The organism is Cupriavidus sp. GW822-FHT02D05 (genome assembly GCF_058802485.1).
Window position 1 is genome coordinate 43,065 of the sequence record NZ_JBXAOE010000027.1, and the last position, 25,489, is coordinate 68,553.

Consider the following 25,489-nt stretch of genomic DNA (forward strand, 5'->3'; position numbering starts at 1 on the left):
GTGCTTTCGAGCGCGTGACGCCAGCGTCCGGATGCCGGCCGCACGCCGTCCGGCGCTAAATGCGCGGGACGGCGGCGGGCAGCAAGATTCAGGAGCGCGGCGCGATGCGACAGGCGGCGGGCGGCGGCTTGGCAACCGCGGCCCGGGTTTCAGGCGAGAGCGTGAACGGCCGGAGGGGCGCGCGAGCGGAAAGGCTGGGGATGTTGCAGGTCGGGCCGGCGCCAGCCCACGCTGAACGGCACCGGCGACTGCAGGTGCGTGAGCGCCGGCATGGCCGGCGTGCCGCAATGGCTGGCGGCCACGGTGGCGCCGTCGAACAAGACGCAGAAGTGCCCCGCCAGCTTGAGCGAGAGCGGCAGGTCGGGATCTGCCCGGGCGCTATCGGTGACCTGGATCTCGTTGTCGTTGGCGCCGGTAACAGGCAGGGCAGCCTCGCCATTGCCGGCGGCGGCCTGTAGCGTCGGGCTGAACAGCCCACCGTGATGAATACGGTGTGTCAGTCCGGCATGCTGGGCCAGCAGCAGGCACAGCGCCAGCCAGAGCGCCGGCCACAGGCCGAGGCCGCGCTCGCGCCGGCGCTGCAGGCGCTGCCAGGGCCGAACGGCCTCAGTGGCCATGGCCGCCGTGATCGTGGCCAGGGTCATCGCAACCGCAGTCGTCGCCATGCTCGTGGCCGTCATCGTCCAGGCCGTCGTCCCAGCTCGGGAACGGGTCGGCGTACTGCGCCCAGGCATCCGGGCCAGCAGCCATTTCCGCGTCGGTCAGCAGGCAGGCGTCCAGCAGCGCTTCGAGCGTGGGGCGGTCAAGGTCCTGGCCGATCAGCACCAGTTCCTGGCGCCGGTCGCCAAATGGCGCGGGTTTGCCATCCACCGTCATATCGGCTTCGAGCTCGGCGCGGCCTGCTTCGTCTTCCGGCCATTCGGACGAATCCAGCGCGGCCCACCAGGCGCCGGCGCCGCCGTGGCGGCACACGCCGCCTGCCTGGCCCCAGGTGCCGGCTGCGTGCATGCGCGTGGCCAGCCAGAAGAAGCCCTTGGAGCGCAGCACATTGCCATGCTCGCGCAGCCACTCGGTGTGGATCAGCTCGGCGAAGCGCTGCGGATGGAAGGGGCGGCGGCGGCGGTAGACGAAGCTGCCGATGCCGTAGGCCTCGCTCTCCGGCACGTGTTCGCCGCGCAGTTCCGCCAGCCAGCCCGGGGCGGCGGCGGCGGCGTCGAAGTCGAAGCGGCCGGTGTCGAGGATGCTGTCCAGCGGTACCTTGCCAAAGCTGGCCGGCACGATGGCCGCGCGCGGGTTGAGCGAATGCAGGATGCCGGCGAGGCGCTCACACTCGGCCTCGCTGACGAGGTCGAGCTTGTTGAGCACGATCACGTCGCAGAACTCGACCTGCTCGATCAGCAGGTCGACCACCGTGCGGTCGTCGTCCTCGTCGCGCGCCTGGCCACGGTCCTGGAGGAAGTCGGCTTCGTTGAAGTCTTGCAGGAAGTGCGCGGCATCGACGACCGTCACCATGGTATCCAGGCGGGCGACGGTGTCCAGCGCCACGCCTTGCTCATCCTCGAAGGTAAAGGTCTCCGCGATGGGCAGCGGCTCGGCGACCCCGGTCGACTCGACCAGCAGGTAATCGAAGCGGCCCTCGCGCGCCAGCTTGCCGATCTCGGTCAGCAGATCCTCGCGCAGCGTGCAGCAGATGCAGCCATTGGTCAGCTCGATCAGGCGCTCGCCAGCCTGCGCCAACATGCCATCGCCAAGCAGGCGGGCGTCGATGTTGACGTCGGCCAGGTCGTTGACGATCACGGCCACCCGCTTGCCTTCGCGGTTGGCCAGGACATGATTGAGCAGGGTTGTCTTGCCGGCACCGAGGAATCCGGACAGCACGGTGACGGGCAGGCGATCGGCCATGGCATCGAGTCGCGCCGGGGTTGGGGCGCGTGTTATTGCAACAAAGTTGCGACTGTATCAGAAAGCAAGGGGGAAAGCAGGCAATTCGGGGCGCGCGATGGCCGCACGAATCCCGCCGTTCCTAATGATAGGCCCGTGCCTGTGACACCACAAAGGCGAATGATGAATGGCAGGCGATGCCTGCCGGTGTCGTGCCGCTCAAACAAAACGGCCCGGAGAACCGGGCCGTCTGGCGCGCGGGGCGACAAGCCCCGGGCAGTCGCGGAATCAGTCGCCGAACAGCTTCTGGCGCAGTTCGCGGCGTTGCTGGGCTTCCAGCGACAGCGTGGCGGTGGGCCGGGCCAGCAGGCGCGGCACGCCGATCGGCTCGCCGGTTTCCTCGCACCAGCCGTAGTCGCCGGACTCGATGCGGGCCAGCGATTGCTCGACCTTCTTGAGCAGCTTGCGCTCGCGGTCGCGCGTGCGCAGTTCCAGCGCGTGCTCTTCCTCGATGGTGGCGCGGTCCGCCGGATCCGGCACGATGACCGTTTCGCGCAGGTGCTCGGTGGTCTGGTCGGCGTTTTTCAGGATATCGTCGCGCAGCTGCTCAAGGCGATGTTTGAAGAAGCCAAGCTGCGCTTCGTTCATGTAATCCTTGTCGCCCATCTTCAGGATTTCAGCTTCAGTCAGAAGTTTATTGCTGCTCATGGTTGCTGCTGATTCTCTTGTTGGTGCGACCGGCGGCGTCTTGGTCCGCTCGGGTGCAGTGTCCGGCCGCTTGCGCGGCGCGGAGGTTTCGCTCTGGCTGGCTGCAGACTGGCTGCTGTGCGTGCCTCCCTTGGCCTCGCCCGCACCGGCGTGCGCCGTACTGCCGCGGGGAGCAGGCGCAGCCTCCATGGACTGCGCCTTCAGCGTCTCGGCCGCAGCGCTGCTGCTTTTGCTGCGGCTTTGTTTCGTTTTCGTTGCGGCTACCATGGGACACCTCTCTCTCGCGTCGATCGATGACGGCGCGTGACGGGTGCCCCAAGCGGAGGGCGGTCTCCGCATAAAGCACTGCGACCGCACCTGCCGGCAGCCCGCCTCATGCTGACGACGACCGCCGCCCTGCATTGCGGGCACCATCGCCAAATGACCAAATGGCCAAAAGACAAAAGGCTACGTTACCCGCACTAAATCCAGCCTATTGTACTTGAACAAAAAATTTGGAGATATGGGAGAAAAGCGGGGAGTTTTCCCTGATATCCCGGCCCCCCTCCGACGAGGGGGGGGCGGCAGGGCGGGCGGCGCTGCCTGCCGGCTTCAGGCCAGGCAGGTGGCCAGGCCCTTCAGGATGGCGTCCTTGGGCAGGTCCACGCCAATGAAGACCATCTTGGTGCCGGGGGTTTCATCGCCCCATTTTGCGCCAATATCGCTGCCCATCAGCTGATGCACGCCCTGGAAGACCACTTTCCGGTCCACCGCGTCCATATAGAGTACGCCTTTGTAGCGCAGCAGGTTTTCCCCGTAGACCGACAGGATGCCAGACAGGAATTCCTCCAGCTTGGCGTAATTGAAGGGTTTTTCGCTACGGAAGACGAACGAGCCGATGCGGTCGGTGTGGTGGTGGTGATGGTGGTGGTCGTGCTTGTGATCATGGCCGTGACCGTGCTGGTCATGATGATCGTGGCCGCAGTCATCGGCGCAGTGGTCGCCGTGAGCGTGCTCGTGCGCATGGTCGTGATCATGCTCTTCGGCCTCGGCACGCAGGAAATCCGGGTCGATTTCCAGCTTTTCGTTCAGGTTGAAGCCCCGAAGGTCAAAGATTGTGTCGATCGGCGCTTCGCCGAAATGCGCCGTGCGCACGGGCGCGCGCGGGTTCATGTGCAGCAGGCGGTGGCGCAGGTCGGCGATCTCGCCTTCCGGCACCAGGTCGGCCTTGGTGACGAAGATGGCGTCGGCAAAGCCCACCTGGCGCTGCGCTTCTTCCTGCTTGTCGAGCTGATGGTTGGCGTGCTTGGCGTCCACCAGGGTGATCACGGCGTCCAGCAGGTAGCGCTGGGCGATCTCGTCGTCCATGAAGAAGGTCTGGGCCACCGGGCCCGGATTGGCCACGCCCGTGGTTTCGATCACGACGCGGTCGAAATCGATCTCGCCGGCGTCGCGGCGGGTCATCAGCTGGGACAGCGCCGCCACCAGGTCGCCGCGGATGGTGCAGCAGATGCAGCCGTTGCTCATCTGCACGATCTGCTCGCGGCCATCCTGCACCAGGATCTCGTTGTCGATGTTCTCTTCGCCGAACTCGTTTTCGATCACGGCGATCTTCATGCCGTGCTGCTCGCTCAGGATGCGCTTGAGCAGGGTGGTCTTGCCGCTGCCGAGGAAGCCGGTCAGGATCGTGACCGGGATCAGTTTGGACATTGTTTTCTCCGGGAAGGGATGCCGCTTTGGCCTGTCGTGCGCGGGGTAAGTCGGGTTTGGGTAACTTGTTCGTTTATCTAGCGAGCGGGCGGTGACGCCGCTCAGCCATGCTTGCCAGGGGTGCGTGCGCCGCATTCGGCGCAAACGCCGTTCACGGTCAGCTCCACATGCTCCACGGCAAAGCCGCTCGGCACCTTGGGCGCGGCTTGCGCCGGCGCGCTGACGCCGTCCAGGCAGAAGGTGCGGTCGCAGCGGTTGCAATGGAAGTGGCTGTGCTGCCGGTGCACCTGCGCGCGCGCGGCCTCATGCTCGACCAGGCTGAAGCGGAAGACCCGGTCGTGGCCGGCCCGTTTCTGGGCCAGCCCTTGCTCGACCAGCCAGTCGAGCACGCGGTACACGGTCACGCGGTCGATCGCTTCGCCATCGGCCGGCATGCGGTCGATCACGGCCTGGTGGGTCAGCGGCTCGTGGCTTTCCATCAGGCAGGCCAGGATGCCAAGGCGCGGTTGGGTCACACGCGCACCCAGCTCGCGCAGGCGTTCGTGGGCTGCGTCCAGGGTGGCCGGCGCGGGGGGCATGGCGGATCCAGGCATGGCCTGGGTGGGGGAGGGGCTGCTGCTCATGGACCGATTTAACCATAGCGCCCCGGGTGATGCAATTCAGTTGCGTCAACTCGGCACCCTGGCGGCCGTCCTCGGCCCGCGCGCCGTCGCGCCAGCGGTTTGCGTCTATCATCGCCAGCAGGCCCCCGAGACCCGAGGAGACACTACATGCAGAACGACGCCAGCGCCCTGCTGTTCCCCAATTTCGAGCCCTTTCGCCTGCACATCGGCGACCTGGAGATCGCCGGCGTGCGCGGCGGCTCCGGGCCGCCGCTGTTGCTGCTGCATGGCCATCCCCAGAGCCACCTGATCTGGCACAAGGCGGCACCCGCGCTGGCCGACCACTTCACCGTGATCGCCACCGACCTGCGCGGCTATGGGAGCAGCAGCGCGCCGCCGGGCAAGGCCGGCTTTGAAACCTACAGCAAGCGCGCGATGGCGCAGGACCAGGTGGCGGTGATGGCGCAGCTGGGTTTCGACCACTTTGCGCTATGCGCCCACGACCGCGGCGCGCGCGTGGCGCATAGGCTGATCGCGGACCATCCCGGCCGGGTCACGCGCGCCATGCTGCTGGACATTGCTCCCACGCTGGCCATGTACGAACGCACCAGCATGGCATTTGCCGCCGCCTACTGGCACTGGTTCTTCCTGATCCAGCCGGCGCCATTCCCGGAAACGCTGATCAACGCGGAGCCCGAGTTCTATCTCAACAAGCTGATGGGCCTGCGCCACGCCGGGCTGAGCCCGTTCGCGCCCGAGGCGATGGCCGCCTACACCGCCGCCATGCGCGATCCGGCCCACGTGCACGCCATGTGCGAGGACTACCGCGCGGCAGCCACCATCGACCTGGACCATGACCGGGCGGACCGCGCCGATGGCCGCCGGCTGGATTGCCCGCTGCGCGTGCTGTGGGGCGAGCATGGCGTGGTGGCGCGTTGTTTCGAGCCATTGTCGCTGTGGCAGGAGGTGGCGGGCGAGGTCAGCGGCCGCGCGGTGCCCTGCGGGCATTACATCCCGGAGGAGGCGCCGGGGGTGCTGCAGGAGGAAATGCTCGGCTTCTTCCGTTGATCTTCTGTTGATCTTCTGTTGAGCTTCCGTTGGTCTCCTGTGGTTCTCCCGTTGCGCACCGATTCCCGCAGGCTGCGTCGAGTTCGATACATTTAGCGCACCTTTGCGAAGAAATGTCTTAGCGGGTTATTCCGGATATTTGCCACTTTTCGACATTGATAGCATTGCGCTCCGGTCGCGCGGCCCAAGCCGCCGCGGCCGTATGCGCTGTGCCCGCGTCATGGTCGGCGCTGCCGCCCGGATCGGGCCGGCAGCGCAGGAATGGCAGCGCCCGACAGGGCGCGCCACTCCGGCCGGGGCAGTGTCGGGACGGGAATAGCAGGGTATCCAGGAGATAGCATGAAACGAGTTGCACAGTTTGTGGCTGCCGCGCTGACGGTCGGCGTGATGGGAGTGCATGCGGGCGCGCAAGCAGAGGAATTCCCCGGCAGCAAGCCGGTATCGGTGGTGGTGCCTTTTGCCGCGGGCGGCCCAACCGACAAGGTCTCGCGCGAGCTGGTCATGATCATGTCCAAGCACCTGGGTACCACGATGGTGATCGAGAATCTGGGCGGCGCTGGCGGCACCATCGGTGCCAAGAAGGTTGCGCAGGCCAAGGGTGATGGCTACACCATCCTGATCCACCATATCGGCATGTCCACCGCGCCGGCGCTGTACCGCAACCTCGGCTTCGATCCGCTCAAGGACTTCGAAACCGTGGGCGAGATCGCCGACGTGCCGATGGTGATGATTGGCAACAAGAACCTGCCGCCCGCCAGCTTCAAGGAACTGCTGCCCTATATCAAAGCCAATGCCAGCAAGCTGTCGCTGGCCAACGCTGGCATCGGCTCGGCCTCGCACCTGTGCGGCCTGCTGTTCCTGAGCGCGATCCAGACCGACCTGACCACGGTGCCCTACAAGGGCACGGCGCCGGCGCTGACCGATATCCTGGGCGGCCAGGTCAACCTGATGTGCGACCAGACCACCAATATCGCCGGCCAGCTCAAGGCGGGCGCGCTCAAGCCGTACGCCGCCATGCAGAGCCGCCGCGTGGAAGCCTTCAAGGACATCCCGACGGCCGCCGAGCAAGGCCTGCCGGGCGTCGAAGTGAAGATCTGGCACGCCATGTACGCGCCCAAGGGCACGCCCAAGCCGGTGGTGGACAAGCTCTCGGCAGCGCTGCAAAAAGCAGTGACGGACCCCAACTTCCGCGCCAAGATGGCTGAGCTGGGCGCCGAAGCCGTGCCCGCGCAGCGCGCCACGCCGGAATCGCTGAAGGTCTTCCTGGCCGGGGAAATCGGCAAGTGGAGCCCGGTGATCAAGAAGGCCGGCGTCTACGCAGACTGACCAGACGCAAGATCCGGTTCGTCCGCCGGCACCCGCCCGCGGATGGTGAAAAGGCCACGCGCAATGCGTGGCCTTTTGTCTTCCAGCGGCGTTGGCCGCGCGCAGCCAACGCCGCCTCGTCTATATTGTTCTGGTTGCCTTCGGTGCGGCAACGGATGCGCACGCAGAGCCGCTTGCGCCGGCCCTTGAATTCACCGCAGCCGTCGCCACCTACCTCCCTGACACATTCTCGCGAAGCCATCATGGAACAGTATCACGGCACTACCATCGTCAGCGTCCGGCGCGGCAACCAGGTTGCAGTCGGCGGTGACGGCCAGGTCACACTCGGCAATATTGTGATGAAGGGCACGGCACGCAAGGTCCGCCGCATCTACAACGGCAAGGTACTGGTTGGCTTCGCCGGCAGCACTGCCGATGCCTTCTCGCTGCTTGACCGCTTCGAAGCCAAGCTGGAGAAGTACCAGGGCAACCTGACCCGCGCCGCCGTCGACCTCGCCAAGGACTGGCGCTCGGACCGCGCGCTGCGCCGGCTCGAGGCCATGCTGATCACCGCCGACCGCGACACCACGCTGGTGATCACCGGCAACGGCGATGTGCTCGACCCCGAAGGCGGCGTGGCCGCGATCGGCTCGGGCGGCGCTTATGCCCAGTCGGCCGCCAAGGCGCTGGTGGAGAACACCGAGCTTTCGCCCAAGGACATCGTCGAGAAGTCGCTGGGCATTGCCGGCGAGCTCTGCATCTACACCAACACCAATTTCGTCATCGAGACGCTGGAATGAGCGTCGGCCGGCCGCGCAATGACCTGTTGCGTGGCCGCCTGGGCCCGGATGCCGCACCGCTCCGGTCCGTCGTCTTCCTCTGAACGGATACCATGTCGCATACCATGACCCCGTCGGAAATTGTTTCCGAACTCGACAAGCACATCATCGGCCAGAACAAGGCCAAGAAGGCGGTAGCGGTTGCGCTGCGCAATCGCTGGCGCCGCCAGCAGGTGGAAGAACCCCTGCGCCAGGAAATCACGCCCAAGAACATCCTGATGATCGGGCCGACCGGCGTCGGCAAGACCGAGATCGCTCGCCGCCTGGCCAAGCTGGCCGATGCGCCGTTCATCAAGATCGAGGCCACCAAGTTTACCGAGGTGGGCTACGTGGGCCGCGACGTGGACACCATCGTGCGCGACCTCGCGGAGATGGCGGTCAAGCAGGCGCGCGAATCCGAAATGAAGAAGGTGCGCGCCAAGGCCGAGGAAGCCGCCGAGGACCGCCTGCTCGACGTGCTGCTGCCGCCGCCGCGCGATATCGGCTTCAATCAGCCCGAGGAAAAGGATTCCAATACGCGCCAGGTCTTCCGCAAGAAGCTGCGCGAAGGCCAGCTCGACGACAAGGAGATCGAGCTTGAGGTTGCCGCCGGCTCGCCGAACATGGACATCATGGGTCCTCCGGGCATGGAAGACATGACCGAGCAGATCCGCACCATGTTTGCCGGCCTGGGCCAGGGCAAGAAGGCACGCCGCAAGATGAAGGTACACGAAGCCTTCAAGCTGTTGATCGACGAGGAAGCCGCCAAGCTGCTCAATGACGAAGAGGTCAAGCACAAGGCTGTCGCCAACGTCGAGCAGAACGGCATCGTGTTCCTGGACGAGATCGACAAGATCGCCAGCCGCAGCGACGTGGGCGGTGCGGAAGTGTCGCGCCAGGGCGTGCAGCGCGACCTGCTGCCGCTGGTCGAGGGCACCACGGTGAACACCAAGTACGGCATGATCAAGACCGATCACATCCTGTTCATTGCCTCGGGCGCCTTCCACTTGTCCAAGCCGAGCGACCTGATCCCCGAGCTGCAAGGCCGCTTCCCGATTCGCGTCGAGCTGGAATCGCTGTCGGTCTCCGACTTCGAGGCCATCCTGACGCAGACCGACGCCAGCCTGACCAAGCAATACCAGGCGCTGCTGAACACCGAGCAGGTGCAGCTGGTGTTCGCGCCGGATGGCATCCGCCGCCTGGCCGAGATCGCTTTCTCGGTCAACGAGAAGGTCGAGAACATCGGCGCACGCCGCTTGTACACGGTGATGGAGCGGCTGCTGGAGGACCTGTCCTTCCATGCCACCAAGTCATCGGGCGAGACGGTCACCATCGACGCGGCCTATGTGGATGAGCGCCTGGGCGACCTGGCCGGCAACGAAGACCTGTCGCGCTACGTGCTGTAAGCCTTAGCCCGGTTCAGCGGCATCCAGACGATCCAGACGACAAAGGGCGCACTTCGGTGCGCCCTTTGTCGTTTTGCAATACGCCCGCTCAGTGCGCGTGCGCATGCCCCGCCGGCATCGGCGCGGTCAGCTCCAGCGCTGCCGCCGGCGTCTTCAGCTCGCGCAGGCTCTGGCCATCCGCGGGGATCTGCGTCCATTCGGTGCGCCCGTCCTCGCATTCCTGCACCACCGGGAAATACAGCTTGCCGGCCTGCTCGGGCAGCTTCATCAGCATCACGAACTCATCGAAATGCGCGTCGGCCAGCGAGCCGGCAAACCAGCGCAGCGTGCGCACGTCCTCGCTCACGGTCTTGCCGTGCGAGGTGTAGGGCTTGGCCAGCGGCGCGCGTTTCACTTCCAGTTGCCAGCCTGCCTTGGGCTGCGGATGGGCGCCTTGCACGCCTTCCGGGATGGTCACGGTGATGGCGCGGGTGGCGCTGCCGTTGCAGCCATGCCCCACCATCAGCGCGCCTTTGAAGTAGCTGCCTGCCGTCGCGGCCTTTTGCTCGAACACGATGTGCGCGAACGCGGCGGGCGTCCAGCTTGCGCCAAGCGAGGCCAGCGCGATGGTCACTGCGGGCAGCAGGCGGGATGCGGTCATGTGGATTCTCCTGGAAAGCGCGTCAGTCTAGCGCCGAAGGACGCCTGCGGCCCTGCGGCGCAGGGCCGCAGGCGTCGTGTGCCCCGGAAATCATGTCGGAATTGTCTTACGCGGCTTTCGGAGCGTCACGCCTGATTGTCGGAGGCGCCCATGCGTACTCTGTACTTACGGTGTGGGCAAACGCGGATCGCACCCGGCATAGGCCAAGAGCGAGACTGCCCTCCACAATATCCGCCACTGAAAAAGGAGCACGACATGATGAAGAAATGGCTGAGCGCAGCAGTGTGTTCGATGATGTTTGCCGGCCCTGCGGCCTTCACGCTGGCGCATGCCGCACCCGCGGGTTCCAAAGCGGACTACGACGCGGCCGTGAAGACCGCCAGCGCCAACTACAAGGCCGCGCGCGCCCAGTGCGACAGCCTCAAGGACAACGCCAAGGACGTGTGCGTGAAGGAAGCCAAGCGCGACGAGGACGTGGCCAAGGCTAACGCCGAAGCGACCCGCGATGGCACCGCCAAGGCGCGCGCCAAGGCGGACAAGGTCAAGGCCGATGCCGACTACAGCGTGGCCAAGGAAAAATGCGACGACGCCAAGGGCAATGACAAGGATGTGTGCGTGAAGGAAGCCAAGCTTGCCCACGAGCGGGCCTTGGGTTCGGCCAAGGTCGAGAAGGCTGCCGCCACCGGCACCAGCACCGACGTCGCCGAAGCGCGCGCCGACGCCAAGAAGGACACCATGGACGCCGCCTACAAGGCTGACAAGCAAAAGTGCGATGCACTGTCCGGCGACGCCAAGGACAAGTGCCTGGCTGACGTGAAGACCAAGTACGCCAAGTAACTGGCCTGCGCGCTGGCTCAGCAGGTTGAGCCAGCACGCCAAGTCGGCACGTCACCCATCCACGACATCCACGATAGAGGAAGCGACCATGAATTGGGATCAAATCGCAGGCAAATGGGACCAGGCCAAGGGCAAGGTCAAGGAAAAGTGGGGTCAGCTCACAGACGACGACCTTACCCAGATCCAGGGCAAGCGCGATCAGCTTGCCGGCCGGATCCAGGAGCGCTATGGCTACACCAAGGAGCGCGTGGAAGAGGAAATGAAAGCGTGGGAGCGTGATTCACGCTGGTAAGAGACCCGGATAAGACACGCTGGTAAAGAGAAGCGTAAGACAGGTAAGCATTCGTAAGCACGCTGGTGCGTGTTGCGATGCAATGCCAAAGTGGCGGCCGGCACGATCGAAGGATCGTAGCCGGCCGATTAGCACCCGCATCCCCAACCACCAACCTGGCAGGAGAAACGAAATGAAACGCGAGCTACTGTCCTCGTTCGGCGTACTTTGCGGCCTTGCCGCGGCCACTGTCTTTCTCTGCGTGCGCCCGGAGGCCGCGCCCGTACATCGCCAGGCGAGCGCGCCAGTGGTGGCGAAGCCCGCCGTGTTGGCCGGCACCACGCCGCAAGCCGCGGTGGAACTGGCCGTGCAGGCCGGCGATCTCGGCTCGCGTGCCGACCGCCATGCCAGCGACGCGCTGCGCATTGCCGAGCAAGCCGCCGGGCAGGAAGAGGACCTGGACTGGGACTACGTGCAGTTGCGCCTCTGAGCTTGCGGATTCGCGGCGAACGCCTAGCGCGATACCGGCCGCTTGCCCAGTTTGCGCTGCAGCGTGCGCCGATGCATATTGAGCGCGCGCGCGGTGGCCGAGATGTTGCCCTCGTGTTCGGACAGCACCCGCTGGATGTGCTCCCACTCCAGCCGGGCCACCGATAGCGGCACCGGCTCTTCCATGGCGGCTTCGGCCGCGTCTTCCGATACCCCGGCCATCAGCGCCGTCAGGATCGAATCCACATTGGCCGGCTTGGCCAGGTACTCATCAGCACCGTGCTTGACCGCGGCCACCGCGGTGGCAATGCTCGCATAGCCCGTCAGCACCAGGATGCGCGCATCGGGCAACGCCGCGCGCAGCGGCGCGACCAGTTGCAGGCCAGACTCGGCTGGCGCGGTGCTGCCGGCTTCCGGCGGCGCGCTCAGGTGCAGGTCCAGCGTGATGTAGTCAAACGGCGTTTGTGCCGCCAGCGCCAGCGCCTGCTGGCGGTTATGGGCGATCTGCACGGCGTAGCCGCGGCGCGTCAGCGCGCGTGCCAGGGCGCCCGCGAACACGGCATCGTCGTCGACGACCAGGAAGGGAGCGGCATCGCTGGCGCCGGGCTGTGCGCCGGCGGCGGCGGGATCGTGGGGGGCGTCGGTCATCGCGGGCTCGTTGTCAGGGGTGAGGCAAACGGTGAGGCGGCCGGTAAGGCTGCCAGGGAAGGCGCGGGCAGGCGCAGCTCGGCCACGGTGCCGCCCTCGTGGTGGTCATGCCAGGCCAGCCGGCCGCCCATCTGCTGGGCCGCGCTTTGCGCCAGGTACACGCCAATGCCCTGGCCGCCGTGCATGCTGGTCATCGGTGCTTCGCCCAGGCGCGCGCGCTGGGATTTTGGGATGCCCAGGCCGCGGTCGGTGACGCGGAAGATCAGCGTCGGCAGCGCGCGGGTGTTCTCCAGCGCGATGGCCAGGCGCAGCGGAATCTGCTCGTGCCCCGCGGCCAGCTGGCTGCGCGCGGCGTTGTCCAGCAGGATCGTCAGGATCTGCCCCACGCGCGCGGCCTCCACCGGCAGGGCCGCGGCTTCGCCAATGGCATTGGCTTCCAGCCGGGCATGGGGGTGGCGCAACTGCCAGCGTTCCACGTAGCCGTCCAGCCACGCATCGATGCGCTGCGGCGCTGCGGTCTCGTGGTCGTCGCGCAGGCGGGCCAGGATCGATTTGCACAGCTCGAGCTGTTGTTCCATGGTCTGCAGGTCCGGCAGGTAGGCGGACACTTGCGTGGTGGCCAGGCGCGGGTCCGCCGCATCGGCGCGCAGCTCGCCGGCGATGACCGCCAGCGTGGCCAGCGGCGTGCCGATCTCGTGGGCGACCGCCGCGGCCTGGTCGTTCAGCGCTTCGATGCGCGCGTCGCGCAGCAACTGTTCGCGTGCCAGGTTGAGCTCCGCGTCGCGCTGGCGCAGCACGCCGGACAGGCGCGCCACGAAGACCGCGATCATGGTCGCGCTGGCGACAAAGTTGAGCCACATGCCGGCCAGGTGATAGTTGATGGCGTTGTCCGGGTTGTGCAGGTTCAGCGGCACATACTCGATCAGCATCAGGCTGTAGCAGGCCATCGCGTAGGCGGCGAGCGCGATCACGTTGCGCCACGGCAGGATCGCGGCGGCGATCGCCAGGCCCGGCAGGTAGAACGAGACAAAAGGGTTGGTCGCGCCGCCAGTGAAGAACAGGTTGGCCGACAGCGCCGTCAGGTCGACCATCAGCTGGCCCATCAGCTCGGCGTCGCTCGGCATGCCGCCGCGGCTGGTGTGCATGCGCAGGCGCAGGCCGGTGAGCAGGTTGAACACCGCTTGCAGGGACAGGATCGCCAGCAGGGGGCTGTATGGCAGGATCACGCCGGCCACGGCCTCGCACGAAACCAGCAGCACCGCTTGCCCGCCCATCAGCGCCCAGCGCAGCCAGAACAGGCGGCGCAGGCTCATCAGGTTGTGACGGACCGGGATGATGCTCGTGGCGGAGCCGGGGCGGGAGGGGGCCGTGTCTGGCGGCACGGCTGCGATGGTATCCATGCCGCGAGTTTAACAACGACCGGCGCCCGGCCTGCCGCGTGCGACACCGTGCCGCATTGGTTGGCGCCGGGGCCGCTGCCAGACTGAACGGTTCGCTGCCGGGTAGCCAACCGGCCGGTTCCTCGATTTGCGCCGCCTGGCTCACGTCGCCAGGGACGCCATGGTCTAATGTTCTCTTTGTGCAGTCCTTTGAATCTCAGTGGAGATAGTCCAGATGCAAGCCAGATTCCTCGCCGCGGTGCCCGCCGCCCTGCTCGCCGCGCTGTGCTCGAACGCGGCTTTTGCCCAGGTCGATGTCAGCAACGCCTGGGCGCGCGGCACCGTGCCGGCGCAGACCGCCACCGGCGTGTTCATGACCCTGCATGCGCACGAGCCCGCCAAGCTGATCGGCGTCAGCACGCCGGCGGCAGCCACAGCCGAAGTGCATGAGATGAAGATGGATGGCAACGTGATGCGCATGCGTGCCATCGGCGCGCTCGACCTGCCCCGCATGCAGGACGTCGAGCTCAAGCCGGGTGGCTATCACGTGATGCTGATGGGTCTCAAGTCGCCGCTGAAGAAGGGTGACACCGTGCCGCTGACGCTCAAGATCGAGCAGGGTGGCAAGGTGACCGAGCAGAAGGTCGACGCCGAAGTGCGCGACCTCACCGCAACGGCGCCGGCCGCCGGCGCGCACGGTGACCACAAGCACTGAAGCACTGAGCCGTACAGGCAGCTAGCTGGGCTGCCTAGCTGCGCAGGCTGATCGCGTCGTCCGGCTCGTCGCCTGCGGCCACCGCGATCACGCGGTCGCGCAGCCAGCTATGGCCGGGATCGGCGTCGGTACGGTCGTGCCAGATCAGGCTGAAGCCAAAGCCCGGCAGGGGGAAGGGCGGATCGAACACCGCGAAGCGCGGGTCCTCCTCGAACGCGGCCAGGCTGCGGCGCGCAGTGGTCAGGACCAGGTTGGTGCCGGCAATCAGCGCTGGCGCCACGCTCCAGTGGGGCAGCACGCAGGCAATCTTGCGCCGCCCGCCCACCTTGGCCACAGCGGCGTCGATGGCATCTACGCGCTCGCTGTGGGCCGCCACCAGCACATGCGAGCGGGCCAGGTACGCCACCTGGTCAAGCTTGCCCAGGCCGCGCACCGTGGCCGCATCCACCATGCAGGCATAGGTTTCCTCAAATAGCTCCGTGCAGTGCACGCCTTCCGGGGGCTGCCCGAACACGCCCAGCGCCAGGTCGATCTCGCCGTCCGCGACCTTGGCTGTCATGGCTTCGCGGCTGGCCTGGCTGACCACCAGGTCGATGCCAGGCGCGATCTTGCGCACCGCGCGCAGCAGGCCGGGCAGCAGCGCCATGGCGCCGTAGTCGGACATGGCCAGGCGGAAGCTGCGGCGCGCCGTGGCGGGCTGGAAGCCGGAAGGCCCCAGCAGGATGCGTACCTGCGCCAGCGCCTCGGCCAGCGGGCCCGCCAGTTCGTGGGCGCGCGCGCTCGGCACCAGGCCGCCCTGGCCACGCACCAGCAGCGGGTCGTCCAGCAACTGGCGCAGGCGGCCCAGCGCGTGGCTCACCGCAGGCTGGCTGAGGTGCAGGCGCAGCGCGGCGCGCGAAATATGTCGTTCGGCCAGCAGGGCTTCCAGCACCACCAGCAGGTTCAGGTCGATACCGCGGAGATCATTCATGCGGCGCATATTAACGCTACGAAACGAGAATTGGTAATTCGCGGCGCAATATTTCACACTGGGGCATCCAATTTTTGGCGAAGGAGATGCCACAATGCCTGGTATAAATCACTTTTCGCCGGCGCTTGCCGGCCTCGTTCCCGTCCTGGTGGCCATTGTTTCCGGGGCGGTGATCCCCTTTCAGGCCGGCGCCAACGCCGCGCTCGGGCGCAGCCTGGGCCATCCGCTATGGGCCACTGTGGTGTCGCTGCTGGTCAGCCTGGCGGTGGTGGTGCCGCTGCTGTGGCTGCTGAAGGTTCCGCTGCCCTCGCTGGCGGTGGGCGGGCCGGGCTGGATGTGGGTCGGTGGCGTGGCGGGCGTGTACTACATTACCGTGGCACTGGTGCTGGCTCCGCGCCTGGGCGCAGGCGGCTTTATCGCGGCGGTGGTGGCGGGGCAGATGGTGGGCGCGCTGCTGCTGGACCAGTTTGGCCTGGCGGGTTTCGCGGCGCGCGCCGTGACGCCGGGGCGCATGGCCGGCGCCGCGCTGGTGGTGCTGGGGGTGGTGGTGATGCAGTTCGCCGCGGCGGGCGCGGGCAGCACAACGCCAGCGCAGTCGGCGAACTGATCAGCCCTTGGTTTGCGCCTGGCCGGCATCCTCGCGGCGGCGTGCCAGGCAGGCGGGGCAGAGGCAGTGCTGGCCCGGCACGATCTGGCGGGCGGGCAACAACGGCTGGGTGGCGCACCAGCAGTGGGGCAGGCCGGCGGCATAGCCGCAGACAAAGCCGGCGCCGCAGGCGCTGCAATGCTCGATGGGGCGCAATTGCCCCGTCAGCACCGTGGCCGGATCGCTCACGGCTTGTCCCCGGGCAGCTCGTCTTCCTGGCCCAGCCGGGACATGGCGGAGCGCATCAGCCTCATCTGGCCCGAAAAATTGGTGCATGCATCGCAGATGGCCATGTGTCCGCGCATGCGCACGCGCTCGAACCAGCTCAGCGGCCGGTCCATGCTTTCCATGGTCAGGTGGTGGATCTCGCGGCAGTTTGGCAGCAGCCGGCGGTGGGGTGGCGTGTCAGGCATGGCTTCCTTCGGTCGGAGAGGCGGTTTCGGGCCGGGGCAGCTTGCCTGGCTGCCCCGGCCTGCTTACAAGCTCGGGCGAGCGTCAGGCGCTCACGCCTTCTGCCCAAACCAGTTCAGTTCCAGGCACTCGCGCAGGCGCATGCGGGCTCGGTACAGCATGACCCAGGCATTAGTCGTCGTGATCTCGAGTTCCTGACAGATTTCTTCGGTTTCCAGCTCCAGCCATTCCCGCATCATGAAAATCCGGCCGATCTTGGCGGGCAGCTTGTCCACGCACAGCTGGAGGATCTCGAAGAACTCGCGGCGCTCCAGCGCGCGGTCCGGGTTGCCCCAGTCGGAAGGTGGCGTATGGTAGTGGCCGTTCTTGGCGAACAGGGCGTCGAAGGCATCGATATCCGACTGCGCCTCGCCGTCTTCGTCGCCGCCGCCCAGCGTCAGGCGTACTTCGCGCCGGCCGCTGCGCAGCGTATCGATGATCTTGTGCTTGAGGATGCCGATGAGGTAGGTCTTCAGCGCGGACTGGCCGCTGAAGCGCTCCGGGTGTTCCAGCGCGGCTACCAGGGTGTCGGAGACGGTATCCTCGGCCAGTGCCTGGTCGCGTAGTTGCAGGCGGGCGAAGCGCAGCAAATGGGGGCGCAGGGCGCTAAGATCGTCGGGGTGCAGGCTCATTGTGTTGCCGCTATTCGGTGGCGATGCGACTGTTGGACAACCGTTGGACAACTGTTGCGTGGATAGAACGCCATGGTGCGCCGCAGTACGCATGCACCGGTTTTGAACCCCCGCTGCACCACCGTCTGCACGCGTGCGCCACGGTTTCTTGTAAAATCGGCGCCTGCCGCGGCCGGAGGTGGCCTATTCGGGGTAAAAAGCCCCTTAACCAATCGCTCACCGCCGGTCAGAATTGCCATGATACCTGTTGAATCTCACGGATGTCCCTTGCCATGAACGCCGACACCCCTGGGCCTGCCGCTACCGCGGTGGCCGCAATTGCCCCAGCCCTCAAGGCCGAAATCCTTGCCGAGGCGCTGCCCTATATCCGCAAGTTCCACGGCAAGACCATTGTGGTCAAGTACGGCGGAAACGCGATGACCGAGGAAAAGCTCAAGCACGGCTTCGCGCGCGACGTGATCCTGCTCAAGCTGGTCGGCATGAACCCGGTCGTGGTTCACGGCGGTGGCCCGCAGATCGACGAAGCCCTGAAGAAGGTCGGCAAGGTCGGCACGTTTATCCAGGGCATGCGCGTTACCGATGAAGAGACCATGGAAGTGGTCGAATGGGTGCTTGGCGGCGAAGTGCAGCAGGACATCGTCATGCTGATCAACCAATATGGCGGCCAGGCCGTGGGCCTGACCGGCAAGGACGGCGGCCTGATCCGCGCCAAGCGCCTCAAGATGCCGGACCGCGAAAGCCCCGGCGCCTTCATCGACATCGGCTTCGTGGGCGATATCGAGGCCATCAACCCGGCGGTGGTCAAGGCCCTGCAGGACGACGCCTTCATCCCGGTGATCTCGCCGATCGGCTTTTCCGACGACGGCCAGGCCTACAACATCAACGCCGATGTGGTGGCGGGCAAGATGGCCGAGATCCTCAAGGCCGAGAAGCTGGTCATGATGACCAACATCCCGGGCGTGATGGACAAGGCCGGCAACCTGCTGACCGACCTGTCGGCGCGCGAGATCGAGGAGCTGTTCGCGGATGGCACCATCTCCGGCGGCATGCTGCCCAAGATCTCGTCGGCGCTGGACGCGGCCAAGAGCGGCGTGAATTCGGTGCACATCATCGATGGCCGCATCGAACACTCGCTGCTGCTTGAAATCCTGACCGAACAAGCGTTCGGTACCATGATCCGTTCGCACTAGAACGCATCTACGGCAGCGCGCGTCGCGCGCTGCCGCTTCACTTCTTTTTCTTCCTGCGTGCCCACTATTTCCCCGCCCTTGCGCCGCAGCCTGCGCGGTGCGCGCCGACGCCGCCCAGCGGGCGACAATTCCGGCCGCACGGTCTGGCTGTTCGACCTCGACAACACGCTGCACGACGCGTCGCATGCGATCTTTCCCGCCATCAACCAGTTGATGACGGCGTATGTCGCGCGCGTGCTGGGCAGTGACGAGGCCACCGCCAGCGAAGTCCGGGTGAAGTACTGGCAGCGCTATGGCGCGACGCTGCTGGGCATGATCCGCCACCACAACGTGGACCCGGCCGACTTCCTGCGCGCCGCGCATGATTTCCCCGAGCTGGCGGAGATGGTGCGGGTGCAGCGCGGCCTGGTCGGCCACCTGCGCCGCCTGCCCGGGCGCAAGATCCTGGTGACCAACGCACCGGAGCAATACGCGCGCGCGGTCATGAAGGTGGCTGGCATCCAACAGTGTTTCGAGCGGGTGGTCGCGATTGAGGACATGTGGGTGCACGGCCATCTTCGGCCCAAGCCGGACCGGCGCATGTTGCGCCGGTTGCTGGTGCAGCAGCGGGTGGCGCCGCACCGTGCGGTGCTGGTGGAAGACACGTTGTCCCACCTCAAGCGCTACGCGGGCACGGGCATTCGCACGGCCTGGGTGACGGGCTACCTGCGCACGCTGGCGCCATCGCGTCCGCACGACGTGCCGATGCCCGCGGGCTCCGCGGTGGCGGGCGCCAGCGGTGACGCCGTGCTGCGCAGCACGCTGGATGCGCAGGACCGGCAGCACACCGGCCACGCCGCGCAGGAACATTCGGTGACGCTGGTGGCGGCCGAGACGCAGGATCCGCCCGCGCTGGCGACTGGCACGACAGCGCCGCAGGCGCTGCCGGCATCGGCGCCGCGCGTGCGGGCGCGGATCGTAAATCGCCCCGGCTATGTGGACGTAAAAGTACAATCCATGCATCAACTCCAACGACGAATGCGGAGAATCGGGTCATGATGCACAGTAACGGGCACCCATCGGGTGCGGCTCCGGCCGCTGCCGGGCAGGGCGCAGGCGCGGACGGGGCGCCGGCACGCAAACGCCCGCGTCCTGGCGAGCGGCGTGTGCAGATCCTGCAGACGCTGGCCGGGATGCTGGAAGTGCCGCGCGGGGAAAAGGTCACCACCGCGGCGCTGGCGGCCAAGCTCAGCGTATCGGAGGCGGCGCTGTACCGCCATTTCGCCAGCAAGGCGCAGATGTTCGAAGGCCTGATCGGCTTTATCGAGCAGACCGTCTTCGGACTGATCAACCAGATCACCACCCAGGAAGAGCATGGTTTGCGCCAGGCGCACGCCGTGGTGCGCATGCTGCTGTCCTTTGCCGAGAAGAATCCCGGCATGACGCGCGTGCTGACCGGCGAAGCGCTGGTGGGCGAGCATGATCGCCTGCAGGAGCGCATCAACCAGGTAGTGGACCGGATCGAGGCCTCGCTGCGGCAGTGCCTGAAGATCGCCATCAGCCAGGGTGCGTTTCCGCCCGACGCCGATGTGCCGGTGCGCGCCGCGCTGATCGTGGCGACCGTGCAGGGGCAGTGGCACCGCTACGCCAAGAGCGGCTTTCGCAAGCTGCCGAGCGAGAACGCGGACGCGCAGTTGCGCGTGTTGCTCGGCTAGGCCGCGCCATCGGCCATGAGAAAGGGCAGGCTCGCGCCTGCCTTTTTTTCGTCATCAGGCCGCCGGCACATGGATGCTGGCCTTGATGTGCTTCAGGTTGGCCACGATGGTAAACGTCATCACGATCAGCAGGGACCAGGAACTCCACTTGCCCACATGCACCGCCGACCACGCGCCAAGCTGGTTGGGGTAGTGCCATACCGCGAAGAACGTGCTGATGTTCTCCGCGATCCAGACGAACAGCCCGATCAGCACGAAGGCCAGCAACAGCGGCATCTCGCGCTCGCGGTCCAGCGGGCGGAAGCGGACTGTGGTGCGCGCGTACAGGCCTGCGATGCCACAAGCCAGGTACCAGCGGTAGTCACCGATAAAGTGATGGGTGAAGAAGTTCGCGTAGACCAGCGCCGCCATCAGGCCCGCCATCCAGTACGGCGGGTGATGGCGCACATTCACGTCCAGCATGCGCCAGGCCTGGATGATGTAGCTGCCTACCGCCGCGTACATGAAGCCCGAGAACAGCGGCACGCCCAGCACCTTGGTGTACGCAAAATCCGGGTAGCTCCAGGACTGGATGCCACCCGAGACCTTGAACACCTCCAGCGCGAAGCCCACGACGTGGAACAGGCTGATGGCCTTTAGTTCGTCCAGCGTTTCCAGGCGCGCCCACACCATCGCCGCCTGGATGCCGAGCGCGGCTGCCAGCAGCAGGTCGTAGCGCGGGATACCAAGCAGGCCGCCGCGCGGGACAGCGAACACGCAGAGGAAGAACAGCCCCGCGAACAAGCAGGAGCGCGCCTCCTTGACGCCGAAGGCCAGGAACTCGCACAGCCCGCGCCGCGCGCCGGTGAGCGCAAGGCCAGGGCGTGGCGCGGTCAGGATACGGTCGAGCCGGTTATGCGCGGGGCCATGGTCGTAGTGCAGCCCAGGGCGCAAGCGGGGCGAATCGCGCATGCGTGTAGCGGTGGTTGTCATGCTGGCGTCAGTCCGCACAGGCGCGCACCGGCACGCGGCGATCGACAGGCCTGATGCGATCGCACCAGCGGCGCAGCGCAGCACCGAGCGTGGCGAACGCCAGCAGCGGCAGGCCGATCCACGCACACTCCAGCCAGAAGCGCGCAGCGCCAAACAGCCCCGCGCCGGCCAGCGGCAGCGGCCGCCATGGCAAGGTCACGCGCTGCGCCGTCAGTGGGTAGAAGAGCGCCGTGCCGATGCCGCGGTCGGTCAACAGGTCCAGCAAGGGATGCGACACGGTGCTCAGTGCGATGAACAGGAACGCGATGCCGCGCTGCCAGCCGCAGCGCCGCGCCGCCAGCGCGGCCAGCAGGCCAAGCGCCACCGCGAAGCCGATCGAGTGGGTCAGGCCGCGGTGGCCCAGCAAGGTGTTGTAGCGCACCCCGGCGTACCAGACGTTGAGCATGTCGACATCCGGCACGATGCTCGCCGCGACGCCAGCCAGCACCAGGCCGGCCGGCACCCGCCGCCGTCCCAGCACGGCCGCCAGCGCGAGTGGCGGGGCGCAATGAAGGTAGGTTGGCATGGCGTTGCGCCTTCGCTCAGGCTGATGCCGAGGCGGCAGCGCCGGCGTCTTCTTCGCCGGCCGGGGCGGCAGGCTTGTCGCGCAGCGGCTGCCATGCGGCGCCCGCGGCGTACCAGTCGATGCGCCGGGTCATGACCATGATGGCAGCCAGGATCACGAACATCAGCAGCGAGCCCAGCATCAGCGCATTGTCCTCCGACAGCAGCAGGCCATAGAGCGCGCCGTACAGCACCGTCAGCAGCGTGGCAAAGGCCAGCCCGCGCCGCCAACTCTGCAGCACGAACGACAAGTAGAAGCCCAGCAACCCGATGCAGGCACCGCTGGCCGCCAGGTAGGCCAGCGCGAACGAGATATGCTCGGACAGGCTCAGCAGCAACAGGAAGAACACCGCGAGCGCCAGGCCCACCAGCAGGTACTGGATCGGGTGGATGCGCAGGCGCTTGATGAGCTCGAACATGAAGAAGCCGGCGAAGGTCAGCAGCACGAACATGGCGCCGTACTTCACCGCGCGCTCTGCCTGCAGGTAGATGTTGACCGGATCGATCAGCGTCACCGACACCGTTTCCAGCGTGCCGTCGCCCGAGCCAGCGAGCTGGCCGCGAGCCTTGGTGTTGTACGAGGTCACGCTCCAGTTGCTGCGAAAGCCTTGCGCGGTCACGCTGCGGGTGCGAGGCAGGAAGTCACCGTCGAAACTCGGATGCGGCCAGGCGGAATCGAGCGAGATATCGTTCTGGTCGCCCACCGGGGTGAAGGCCAGCGACTGCGCGCCCAGCAGCGGCAAGGTCAGCGAGAACGGCACCACGCGCTGGGCCTGTGCGGACCTGCCATCCAGGCCGGGCTTGGCGGCCTTGGCGGGCGGCAGGTCGATCTCGGCGTGCAGGCCTTGGGACAGGCTCTTGAGCAGTGCGCCTTGCTCCAGCTTAAGCGCCTTGCCGTCCAGCTCGAACGCAGGCGCCGCCATCAGGCCGCGCGTGTCGCTGATGCCGATCGTGATGTATGGCTGGCCCACCTCAAAGCCGACGTGGCCGGCCGAGCGCGGCAGCTCGGCCGGATCGGGCAGCGCGATGGTGCCCTGCCAGCGGCTTTGCATCTCGTACACCAGCACCTTGTGAATGCCGCGATAGCGCTCGCTCGGCGTGACCTCGCCCTTGACGCGCAGCGTGGTGGGGAAGACCAGCAGCTGCCCGGCCTCCGCCTGCAGCACGGTGGCATTCGGCCGCTTGGGGTCGCTGCTGTCCGTCACACGCAGGATCTCCTTGTACGGCAGCACCAGCACCGGGCCGGTCAGGGTTTGCGGGCCGGCGTAGCTCTGCCAGACGCTGCGCACCGCTTCCTCGCGGTAGTGCTTGCGGTCCTGCACGGCGTTGCCCACGAGGTGCAGCGGGATCAGGATCAGCAGGATCAGGAACGCCGTGATGGCGGACTTGAAAAACAGGATTCGGTTCATGGCGGCAGGCGCGCGGGAGTGACGATGCCGCTAGCTTAGGCTTGCCATGTGAGCCGCCGCGGAAGCCTGCGTGAAGCGATTCGCGCGCTTGTGTGTTGAGTGTGAAGCCGCTATGCCGCAGGCAGCGTCAGCGTCGCGCACGCGCCACCCTCGGCGCGGTTGGCCAGCGTGATGTCACCGCGATGCAGCGTGGCGATCTCGCGTACGAAGCACAGGCCCAGCCCGGTGCTCTTGTCTTGCCCGCCGGGGCGCGGCAGCGAATAGAAACGCTCGAACAGGCGCGCCAGCGCATAGTCGGGAACGCCGGGGCCGTGATCGGTGACGCGCACGGCGATCATGTGAGCGGGCTCATTGCCGTGCGCCACGGACACGTCGACCGTGCTGGCCGCTGGCGCAAAGTCGATGGCATTCTCCAGCAGGTTGCCCAGCGCCTGGTGCAGCAGGAACGGATCGCCCCTCACCACCGCTGCGGGCTGGCCCGGCGGCAGCAAGCGCAGCGTCAGGTCGCGCTGGCGCGCGCGCGGCTCCAGCTCATGCAGCAACTGCTCGATCAGCGGCTCCAGCGCAACCGGCGCGTGGGTCTCCAGGCTCTGGCGTTGCTCCAGTGCCGCGAGCGCCAGCAGCTTGCGGATCATTTCCTCAAGCCGCTGCGCCTGCCGCCGGATATTGGCGACGAAGCGGTTGCGGTCGGCGGCCGGCATGTCCTCCTGCAGCAGCTCGGCGGCGCCGCCGATGGCCGCCAGCGGGCTCTTCATCTCGTGCGTCAGCGTGTGGATATAGTGCTCGACGTACTGCTTGTCCTCCAGCCGCAAGCGCATGCTCTCCACCGAGCGCCCCAGCTCGGCCAGCTCGCTGGCGCCGCGCAGCGGCATCTCGGCACGCTCGCCCGACGCCACCGCACGCGCGTAGCGCTGCAGGCGGCGCAGGCCGTGCACCAGCCACAGCGTGCAGGCCAGGCCGATCACGAACGCACCGCCCATCAGCAGCAGGCCGTTGAGCAGGATCTTGCGCTGGCTGCGCTCGATGAACGGCGCCATGGTCACATTGGGCTTGGCCACGGTCAGCACGCCGATGGTCTTGTTGCCGTCGCGGATGGGGGCTGCCACGTGCATCACCGTGCTGGCGTCGTCGTCGGGGTTGGCGCGGGTGCTGCGCGCGCCGTACTCGCCGCGCAGCGTGCGGTAGACGTCGTTCCAGCGCGAGTAATCCGCGCCCACGGCGGCCTCGCCGGAATCGAAGCGCACGATGCCGCGCTCGTCCGTGATGTAGATGCGGTAGCCCACCGCATCCTTGTGCATGCCCCACACATTGGCGTCGACCTTGTCCTCGCGCAGCCGCGCCAGGCGGCGCGCGAAGGCGCCGTTGGCAATGCGGCCGCTCTTCATGTCGTCGGCGGCCAGCACCGCCAGCACGTGGGCGGTGTCGACCAGCGTGTCTTCCATGGCCTGCCGCACGCCGGGCTTGACCTCCTGCACGAACACCCGCAGCGTGAGGAAAGCCGCCAGCCCGACGATCAGGAAGAAGCCGAGGAAGATGCGAAGCCCGATATGCATGCGTAGCCGTGGGTGCGTTGTGAGTGAAGTGAAGGAGGGACTCAGCCTTCGAGCGAATACCCCATGCCGCGATGGGTGCGGATCGAATCGCACTCGGGATCGAGCGCGCGCAGCTTGGCGCGCACCGTCTTGATATGCGTGTCGACGGTGCGGTCGATGGTGTCGACCGCGTCGTGCCAGACCAGGTCCATCAGCTGCGCGCGCGAATAGATGCGCCCGGGGTGCTGCAGCAGCAAGGCCAGCAGCCGGTACTCGTAGCGGGTCAGGTCGAGCCACTGGCCGCGCCAGGCCAGGCGCGCGCCGTCGGCATCGAGCGTGAAGCCTTCAGGCGGCGCCGGGGCTTGCACCGGCTCCTGCGCTGTTGCGCGCTTGCCGGCACGCCGCAGGATCACGCGTACCCGCGCCGCCAGCTCGCGCGGCGAGAAGGGCTTCACCACATAGTCGTCGGCACCGATCTCCAGGCCGACGATGCGGTCGATTTCCTCGTTGCGCGCGGTGAGGAAGATCACCGGCACATCGGAGAAGGTGCGCAGCGTGCGGCAGACTTCGAAGCCATTGATGTCGGGCAGGCCCACGTCCAGGATCACCAGGTCCGGCGCCTGCGCGCGCAGGCGCGCCAGCGCGGCGCTGCCGAGCGCGCAGTGCTCGACCGTCATGCCTTCGGTGGAGAGCGCATAGAGGATGGTGTCCGCGATCGCGGATTCGTCTTCGATGACCAGGATGCTGGGTGGTTTCGTCAAGGCTGGATTGGCGTTTGGTTAGCGTCTGGCGGCGCGCCGCCGCCGGCGCGTTTGTTTGCTCTATAATAAGCGGGTCGCGCCGATTTGAAGACTGGCTTGCGGGCGCGCGGCGGCATGGTAACCCCTGGAGGATTGGTTTTGGGGGTTCCGGCAGCCAATATAAATGCGGCTAAA

Annotated in this window: 29 protein-coding genes; 12 read left to right on the top strand and 17 right to left on the bottom strand. The window is 66.8% G+C overall.

Translation table 11 applies throughout. From position 1 onward, the window contains the following. Positions 1 to 149 precede the first annotated feature (149 nt). The 5 genes from AC1RQK_RS29730 to AC1RQK_RS29750 form a co-directional block, all read right to left on the bottom strand. Complete coding sequence (locus AC1RQK_RS29730; RefSeq protein WP_492374297.1) at positions 150 to 617, bottom strand: hypothetical protein; 468 nt, start codon at positions 615 to 617, stop codon at positions 150 to 152. Then, positions 607 to 1,902, bottom strand: a complete 1,296-nt coding sequence (gene zigA, locus AC1RQK_RS29735) for a zinc metallochaperone GTPase ZigA (RefSeq protein ID WP_492812862.1) — start codon at positions 1,900 to 1,902, stop codon at positions 607 to 609. Before zigA ends, AC1RQK_RS29730 begins: the two co-directional genes overlap by 11 nt. Before the next feature lie 267 nt (positions 1,903 to 2,169). Beyond that, positions 2,170 to 2,589 (bottom strand): RNA polymerase-binding protein DksA, encoded by a 420-nt coding sequence (gene dksA / locus AC1RQK_RS29740; RefSeq protein ID WP_006164034.1) that lies wholly within the window; start codon positions 2,587 to 2,589, stop codon positions 2,170 to 2,172. Positions 2,590 to 3,180: 591 nt separating this feature from the next. Next, positions 3,181 to 4,278 carry a CobW family GTP-binding protein gene (locus AC1RQK_RS29745; RefSeq protein WP_492812865.1) on the bottom strand — a complete coding sequence of 366 codons (1,098 nt, stop codon included), beginning with the start codon at positions 4,276 to 4,278 and terminating at the stop codon, positions 3,181 to 3,183. 101 nt (positions 4,279 to 4,379) lie between these two features. Then, positions 4,380 to 4,901, bottom strand: a complete 522-nt coding sequence (locus tag AC1RQK_RS29750; RefSeq protein WP_492374300.1) for a Fur family transcriptional regulator — start codon at positions 4,899 to 4,901, stop codon at positions 4,380 to 4,382. Positions 4,902 to 5,048: 147 nt separating this feature from the next. Between AC1RQK_RS29750 and AC1RQK_RS29755 the strand changes: the two genes are divergently transcribed. From AC1RQK_RS29755 to hslU, 4 genes are all read left to right on the top strand, one after another. Beyond that, positions 5,049 to 5,948, top strand: a complete 900-nt coding sequence (locus AC1RQK_RS29755) for an alpha/beta fold hydrolase (protein WP_492812867.1) — start codon at positions 5,049 to 5,051, stop codon at positions 5,946 to 5,948. A gap of 339 nt (positions 5,949 to 6,287) precedes the next feature. Next, positions 6,288 to 7,274: a tripartite tricarboxylate transporter substrate-binding protein gene (locus tag AC1RQK_RS29760; protein WP_492374302.1), complete on the top strand. Its 987-nt coding sequence runs from the start codon at positions 6,288 to 6,290 to the stop codon at positions 7,272 to 7,274. A gap of 242 nt (positions 7,275 to 7,516) precedes the next feature. Next, entirely contained in the window at positions 7,517 to 8,053 is a 537-nt protein-coding gene (gene hslV, locus AC1RQK_RS29765; protein ID WP_006162714.1) for an ATP-dependent protease subunit HslV, read from the top strand. A gap of 92 nt (positions 8,054 to 8,145) precedes the next feature. Beyond that, on the top strand, positions 8,146 to 9,477 hold the full coding sequence (hslU, locus tag AC1RQK_RS29770) for an ATP-dependent protease ATPase subunit HslU (RefSeq protein WP_150989789.1): 1,332 nt from the start codon (positions 8,146 to 8,148) through the stop codon (positions 9,475 to 9,477). Between the two features lie 88 nt (positions 9,478 to 9,565). Here hslU and AC1RQK_RS29775 read toward each other — a convergent pair whose 3' ends face one another. Then, positions 9,566 to 10,117 (bottom strand): YcnI family copper-binding membrane protein, encoded by a 552-nt coding sequence (locus tag AC1RQK_RS29775; protein ID WP_492812870.1) that lies wholly within the window; start codon positions 10,115 to 10,117, stop codon positions 9,566 to 9,568. 255 nt (positions 10,118 to 10,372) lie between these two features. Here AC1RQK_RS29775 and AC1RQK_RS29780 point away from each other — a divergent pair, with 255 nt between their 5' ends. The 3 genes from AC1RQK_RS29780 (at position 10,373) to AC1RQK_RS29790 (ending at position 11,715) form a co-directional block, all read left to right on the top strand. Next, positions 10,373 to 10,954, top strand: coding sequence for a hypothetical protein (locus tag AC1RQK_RS29780; RefSeq protein ID WP_492374304.1), 582 nt, complete (start codon positions 10,373 to 10,375; stop codon positions 10,952 to 10,954). Between the two features lie 88 nt (positions 10,955 to 11,042). Then, positions 11,043 to 11,246 (top strand): CsbD family protein, encoded by a 204-nt coding sequence (locus AC1RQK_RS29785; protein WP_150989795.1) that lies wholly within the window; start codon positions 11,043 to 11,045, stop codon positions 11,244 to 11,246. A 172-nt stretch (positions 11,247 to 11,418) separates the two neighbouring features. Continuing rightward, positions 11,419 to 11,715, top strand: a complete 297-nt coding sequence (locus tag AC1RQK_RS29790; RefSeq protein ID WP_492374305.1) for a hypothetical protein — start codon at positions 11,419 to 11,421, stop codon at positions 11,713 to 11,715. Positions 11,716 to 11,738: 23 nt separating this feature from the next. On the opposite strand, the gene AC1RQK_RS29795 is transcribed toward AC1RQK_RS29790, so the two are convergent. Together AC1RQK_RS29795 and AC1RQK_RS29800 are read right to left on the bottom strand one after the other, a co-directional pair. Beyond that, positions 11,739 to 12,362 (bottom strand): response regulator transcription factor, encoded by a 624-nt coding sequence (locus AC1RQK_RS29795; protein ID WP_492374306.1) that lies wholly within the window; start codon positions 12,360 to 12,362, stop codon positions 11,739 to 11,741. Then, on the bottom strand, positions 12,359 to 13,762 hold the full coding sequence (locus AC1RQK_RS29800; RefSeq protein ID WP_492812873.1) for an ATP-binding protein: 1,404 nt from the start codon (positions 13,760 to 13,762) through the stop codon (positions 12,359 to 12,361). The genes AC1RQK_RS29795 and AC1RQK_RS29800 overlap by 4 nt, the downstream gene beginning before the upstream one ends. A gap of 214 nt (positions 13,763 to 13,976) precedes the next feature. Here AC1RQK_RS29800 and AC1RQK_RS29805 point away from each other — a divergent pair, with 214 nt between their 5' ends. After that, the gene (locus AC1RQK_RS29805) at positions 13,977 to 14,456 is read left to right on the top strand and encodes a copper chaperone PCu(A)C (protein WP_492812875.1); all 480 of its coding nucleotides are present in this window, start codon (positions 13,977 to 13,979) and stop codon (positions 14,454 to 14,456) included. A gap of 34 nt (positions 14,457 to 14,490) precedes the next feature. Here AC1RQK_RS29805 and AC1RQK_RS29810 read toward each other — a convergent pair whose 3' ends face one another. Next, the gene (locus tag AC1RQK_RS29810; RefSeq protein ID WP_174426049.1) at positions 14,491 to 15,426 is read right to left on the bottom strand and encodes a LysR family transcriptional regulator; all 936 of its coding nucleotides are present in this window, start codon (positions 15,424 to 15,426) and stop codon (positions 14,491 to 14,493) included. A 94-nt stretch (positions 15,427 to 15,520) separates the two neighbouring features. On the opposite strand from AC1RQK_RS29810, the gene AC1RQK_RS29815 reads away from it, so the two are divergent. After that, the gene (locus AC1RQK_RS29815) at positions 15,521 to 16,033 is read left to right on the top strand and encodes a DMT family transporter (RefSeq protein WP_492812877.1); all 513 of its coding nucleotides are present in this window, start codon (positions 15,521 to 15,523) and stop codon (positions 16,031 to 16,033) included. Here the strand turns inward: AC1RQK_RS29815 and AC1RQK_RS29820 are convergent, their stop codons facing one another. From AC1RQK_RS29820 to AC1RQK_RS29830, 3 genes are all read right to left on the bottom strand, one after another. Continuing rightward, positions 16,034 to 16,261, bottom strand: a complete 228-nt coding sequence (locus tag AC1RQK_RS29820) for a cysteine-rich CWC family protein (RefSeq protein WP_492373909.1) — start codon at positions 16,259 to 16,261, stop codon at positions 16,034 to 16,036. Beyond that, complete coding sequence (locus AC1RQK_RS29825; protein WP_492812879.1) at positions 16,258 to 16,485, bottom strand: zf-HC2 domain-containing protein; 228 nt, start codon at positions 16,483 to 16,485, stop codon at positions 16,258 to 16,260. Before AC1RQK_RS29825 ends, AC1RQK_RS29820 begins: the two co-directional genes overlap by 4 nt. Positions 16,486 to 16,575: 90 nt before the next feature. Then, positions 16,576 to 17,154 (bottom strand): sigma-70 family RNA polymerase sigma factor, encoded by a 579-nt coding sequence (locus tag AC1RQK_RS29830; protein ID WP_183032177.1) that lies wholly within the window; start codon positions 17,152 to 17,154, stop codon positions 16,576 to 16,578. 260 nt (positions 17,155 to 17,414) lie between these two features. Between AC1RQK_RS29830 and argB the strand changes: the two genes are divergently transcribed. Genes argB through slmA form a run of 3 tightly spaced genes read left to right on the top strand, consistent with a single transcriptional unit; the run spans position 17,415 to position 20,038 of the window. Next, positions 17,415 to 18,344 (top strand): acetylglutamate kinase, encoded by a 930-nt coding sequence (argB, locus tag AC1RQK_RS29835; protein ID WP_006162725.1) that lies wholly within the window; start codon positions 17,415 to 17,417, stop codon positions 18,342 to 18,344. A gap of 57 nt (positions 18,345 to 18,401) precedes the next feature. Beyond that, a complete protein-coding gene (locus tag AC1RQK_RS29840; protein WP_492812882.1) occupies positions 18,402 to 19,382 on the top strand; it encodes a pyrimidine 5'-nucleotidase in 981 nt (326 codons plus the stop codon). Next, positions 19,379 to 20,038, top strand: a complete 660-nt coding sequence (gene slmA, locus AC1RQK_RS29845) for a nucleoid occlusion factor SlmA (protein WP_043343042.1) — start codon at positions 19,379 to 19,381, stop codon at positions 20,036 to 20,038. Before AC1RQK_RS29840 ends, slmA begins: the two co-directional genes overlap by 4 nt. A 54-nt stretch (positions 20,039 to 20,092) precedes the next feature. Here the strand turns inward: slmA and AC1RQK_RS29850 are convergent, their stop codons facing one another. From AC1RQK_RS29850 to creB, 5 genes are all read right to left on the bottom strand, one after another. Next, the gene (locus AC1RQK_RS29850; protein ID WP_492373954.1) at positions 20,093 to 20,914 is read right to left on the bottom strand and encodes a DUF817 domain-containing protein; all 822 of its coding nucleotides are present in this window, start codon (positions 20,912 to 20,914) and stop codon (positions 20,093 to 20,095) included. A 103-nt stretch (positions 20,915 to 21,017) separates the two neighbouring features. After that, positions 21,018 to 21,575: a metal-dependent hydrolase gene (locus AC1RQK_RS29855; protein WP_492812884.1), complete on the bottom strand. Its 558-nt coding sequence runs from the start codon at positions 21,573 to 21,575 to the stop codon at positions 21,018 to 21,020. 16 nt (positions 21,576 to 21,591) lie between these two features. Beyond that, entirely contained in the window at positions 21,592 to 23,022 is a 1,431-nt protein-coding gene (gene creD, locus AC1RQK_RS29860; RefSeq protein ID WP_492373914.1) for a cell envelope integrity protein CreD, read from the bottom strand. A 110-nt stretch (positions 23,023 to 23,132) separates the two neighbouring features. Beyond that, positions 23,133 to 24,575, bottom strand: coding sequence for a two-component system sensor histidine kinase CreC (creC, locus tag AC1RQK_RS29865; protein ID WP_492812886.1), 1,443 nt, complete (start codon positions 24,573 to 24,575; stop codon positions 23,133 to 23,135). A gap of 41 nt (positions 24,576 to 24,616) precedes the next feature. Further along, complete coding sequence (gene creB, locus AC1RQK_RS29870) at positions 24,617 to 25,315, bottom strand: two-component system response regulator CreB (protein ID WP_492812888.1); 699 nt, start codon at positions 25,313 to 25,315, stop codon at positions 24,617 to 24,619. Positions 25,316 to 25,489 lie beyond the last annotated feature (174 nt).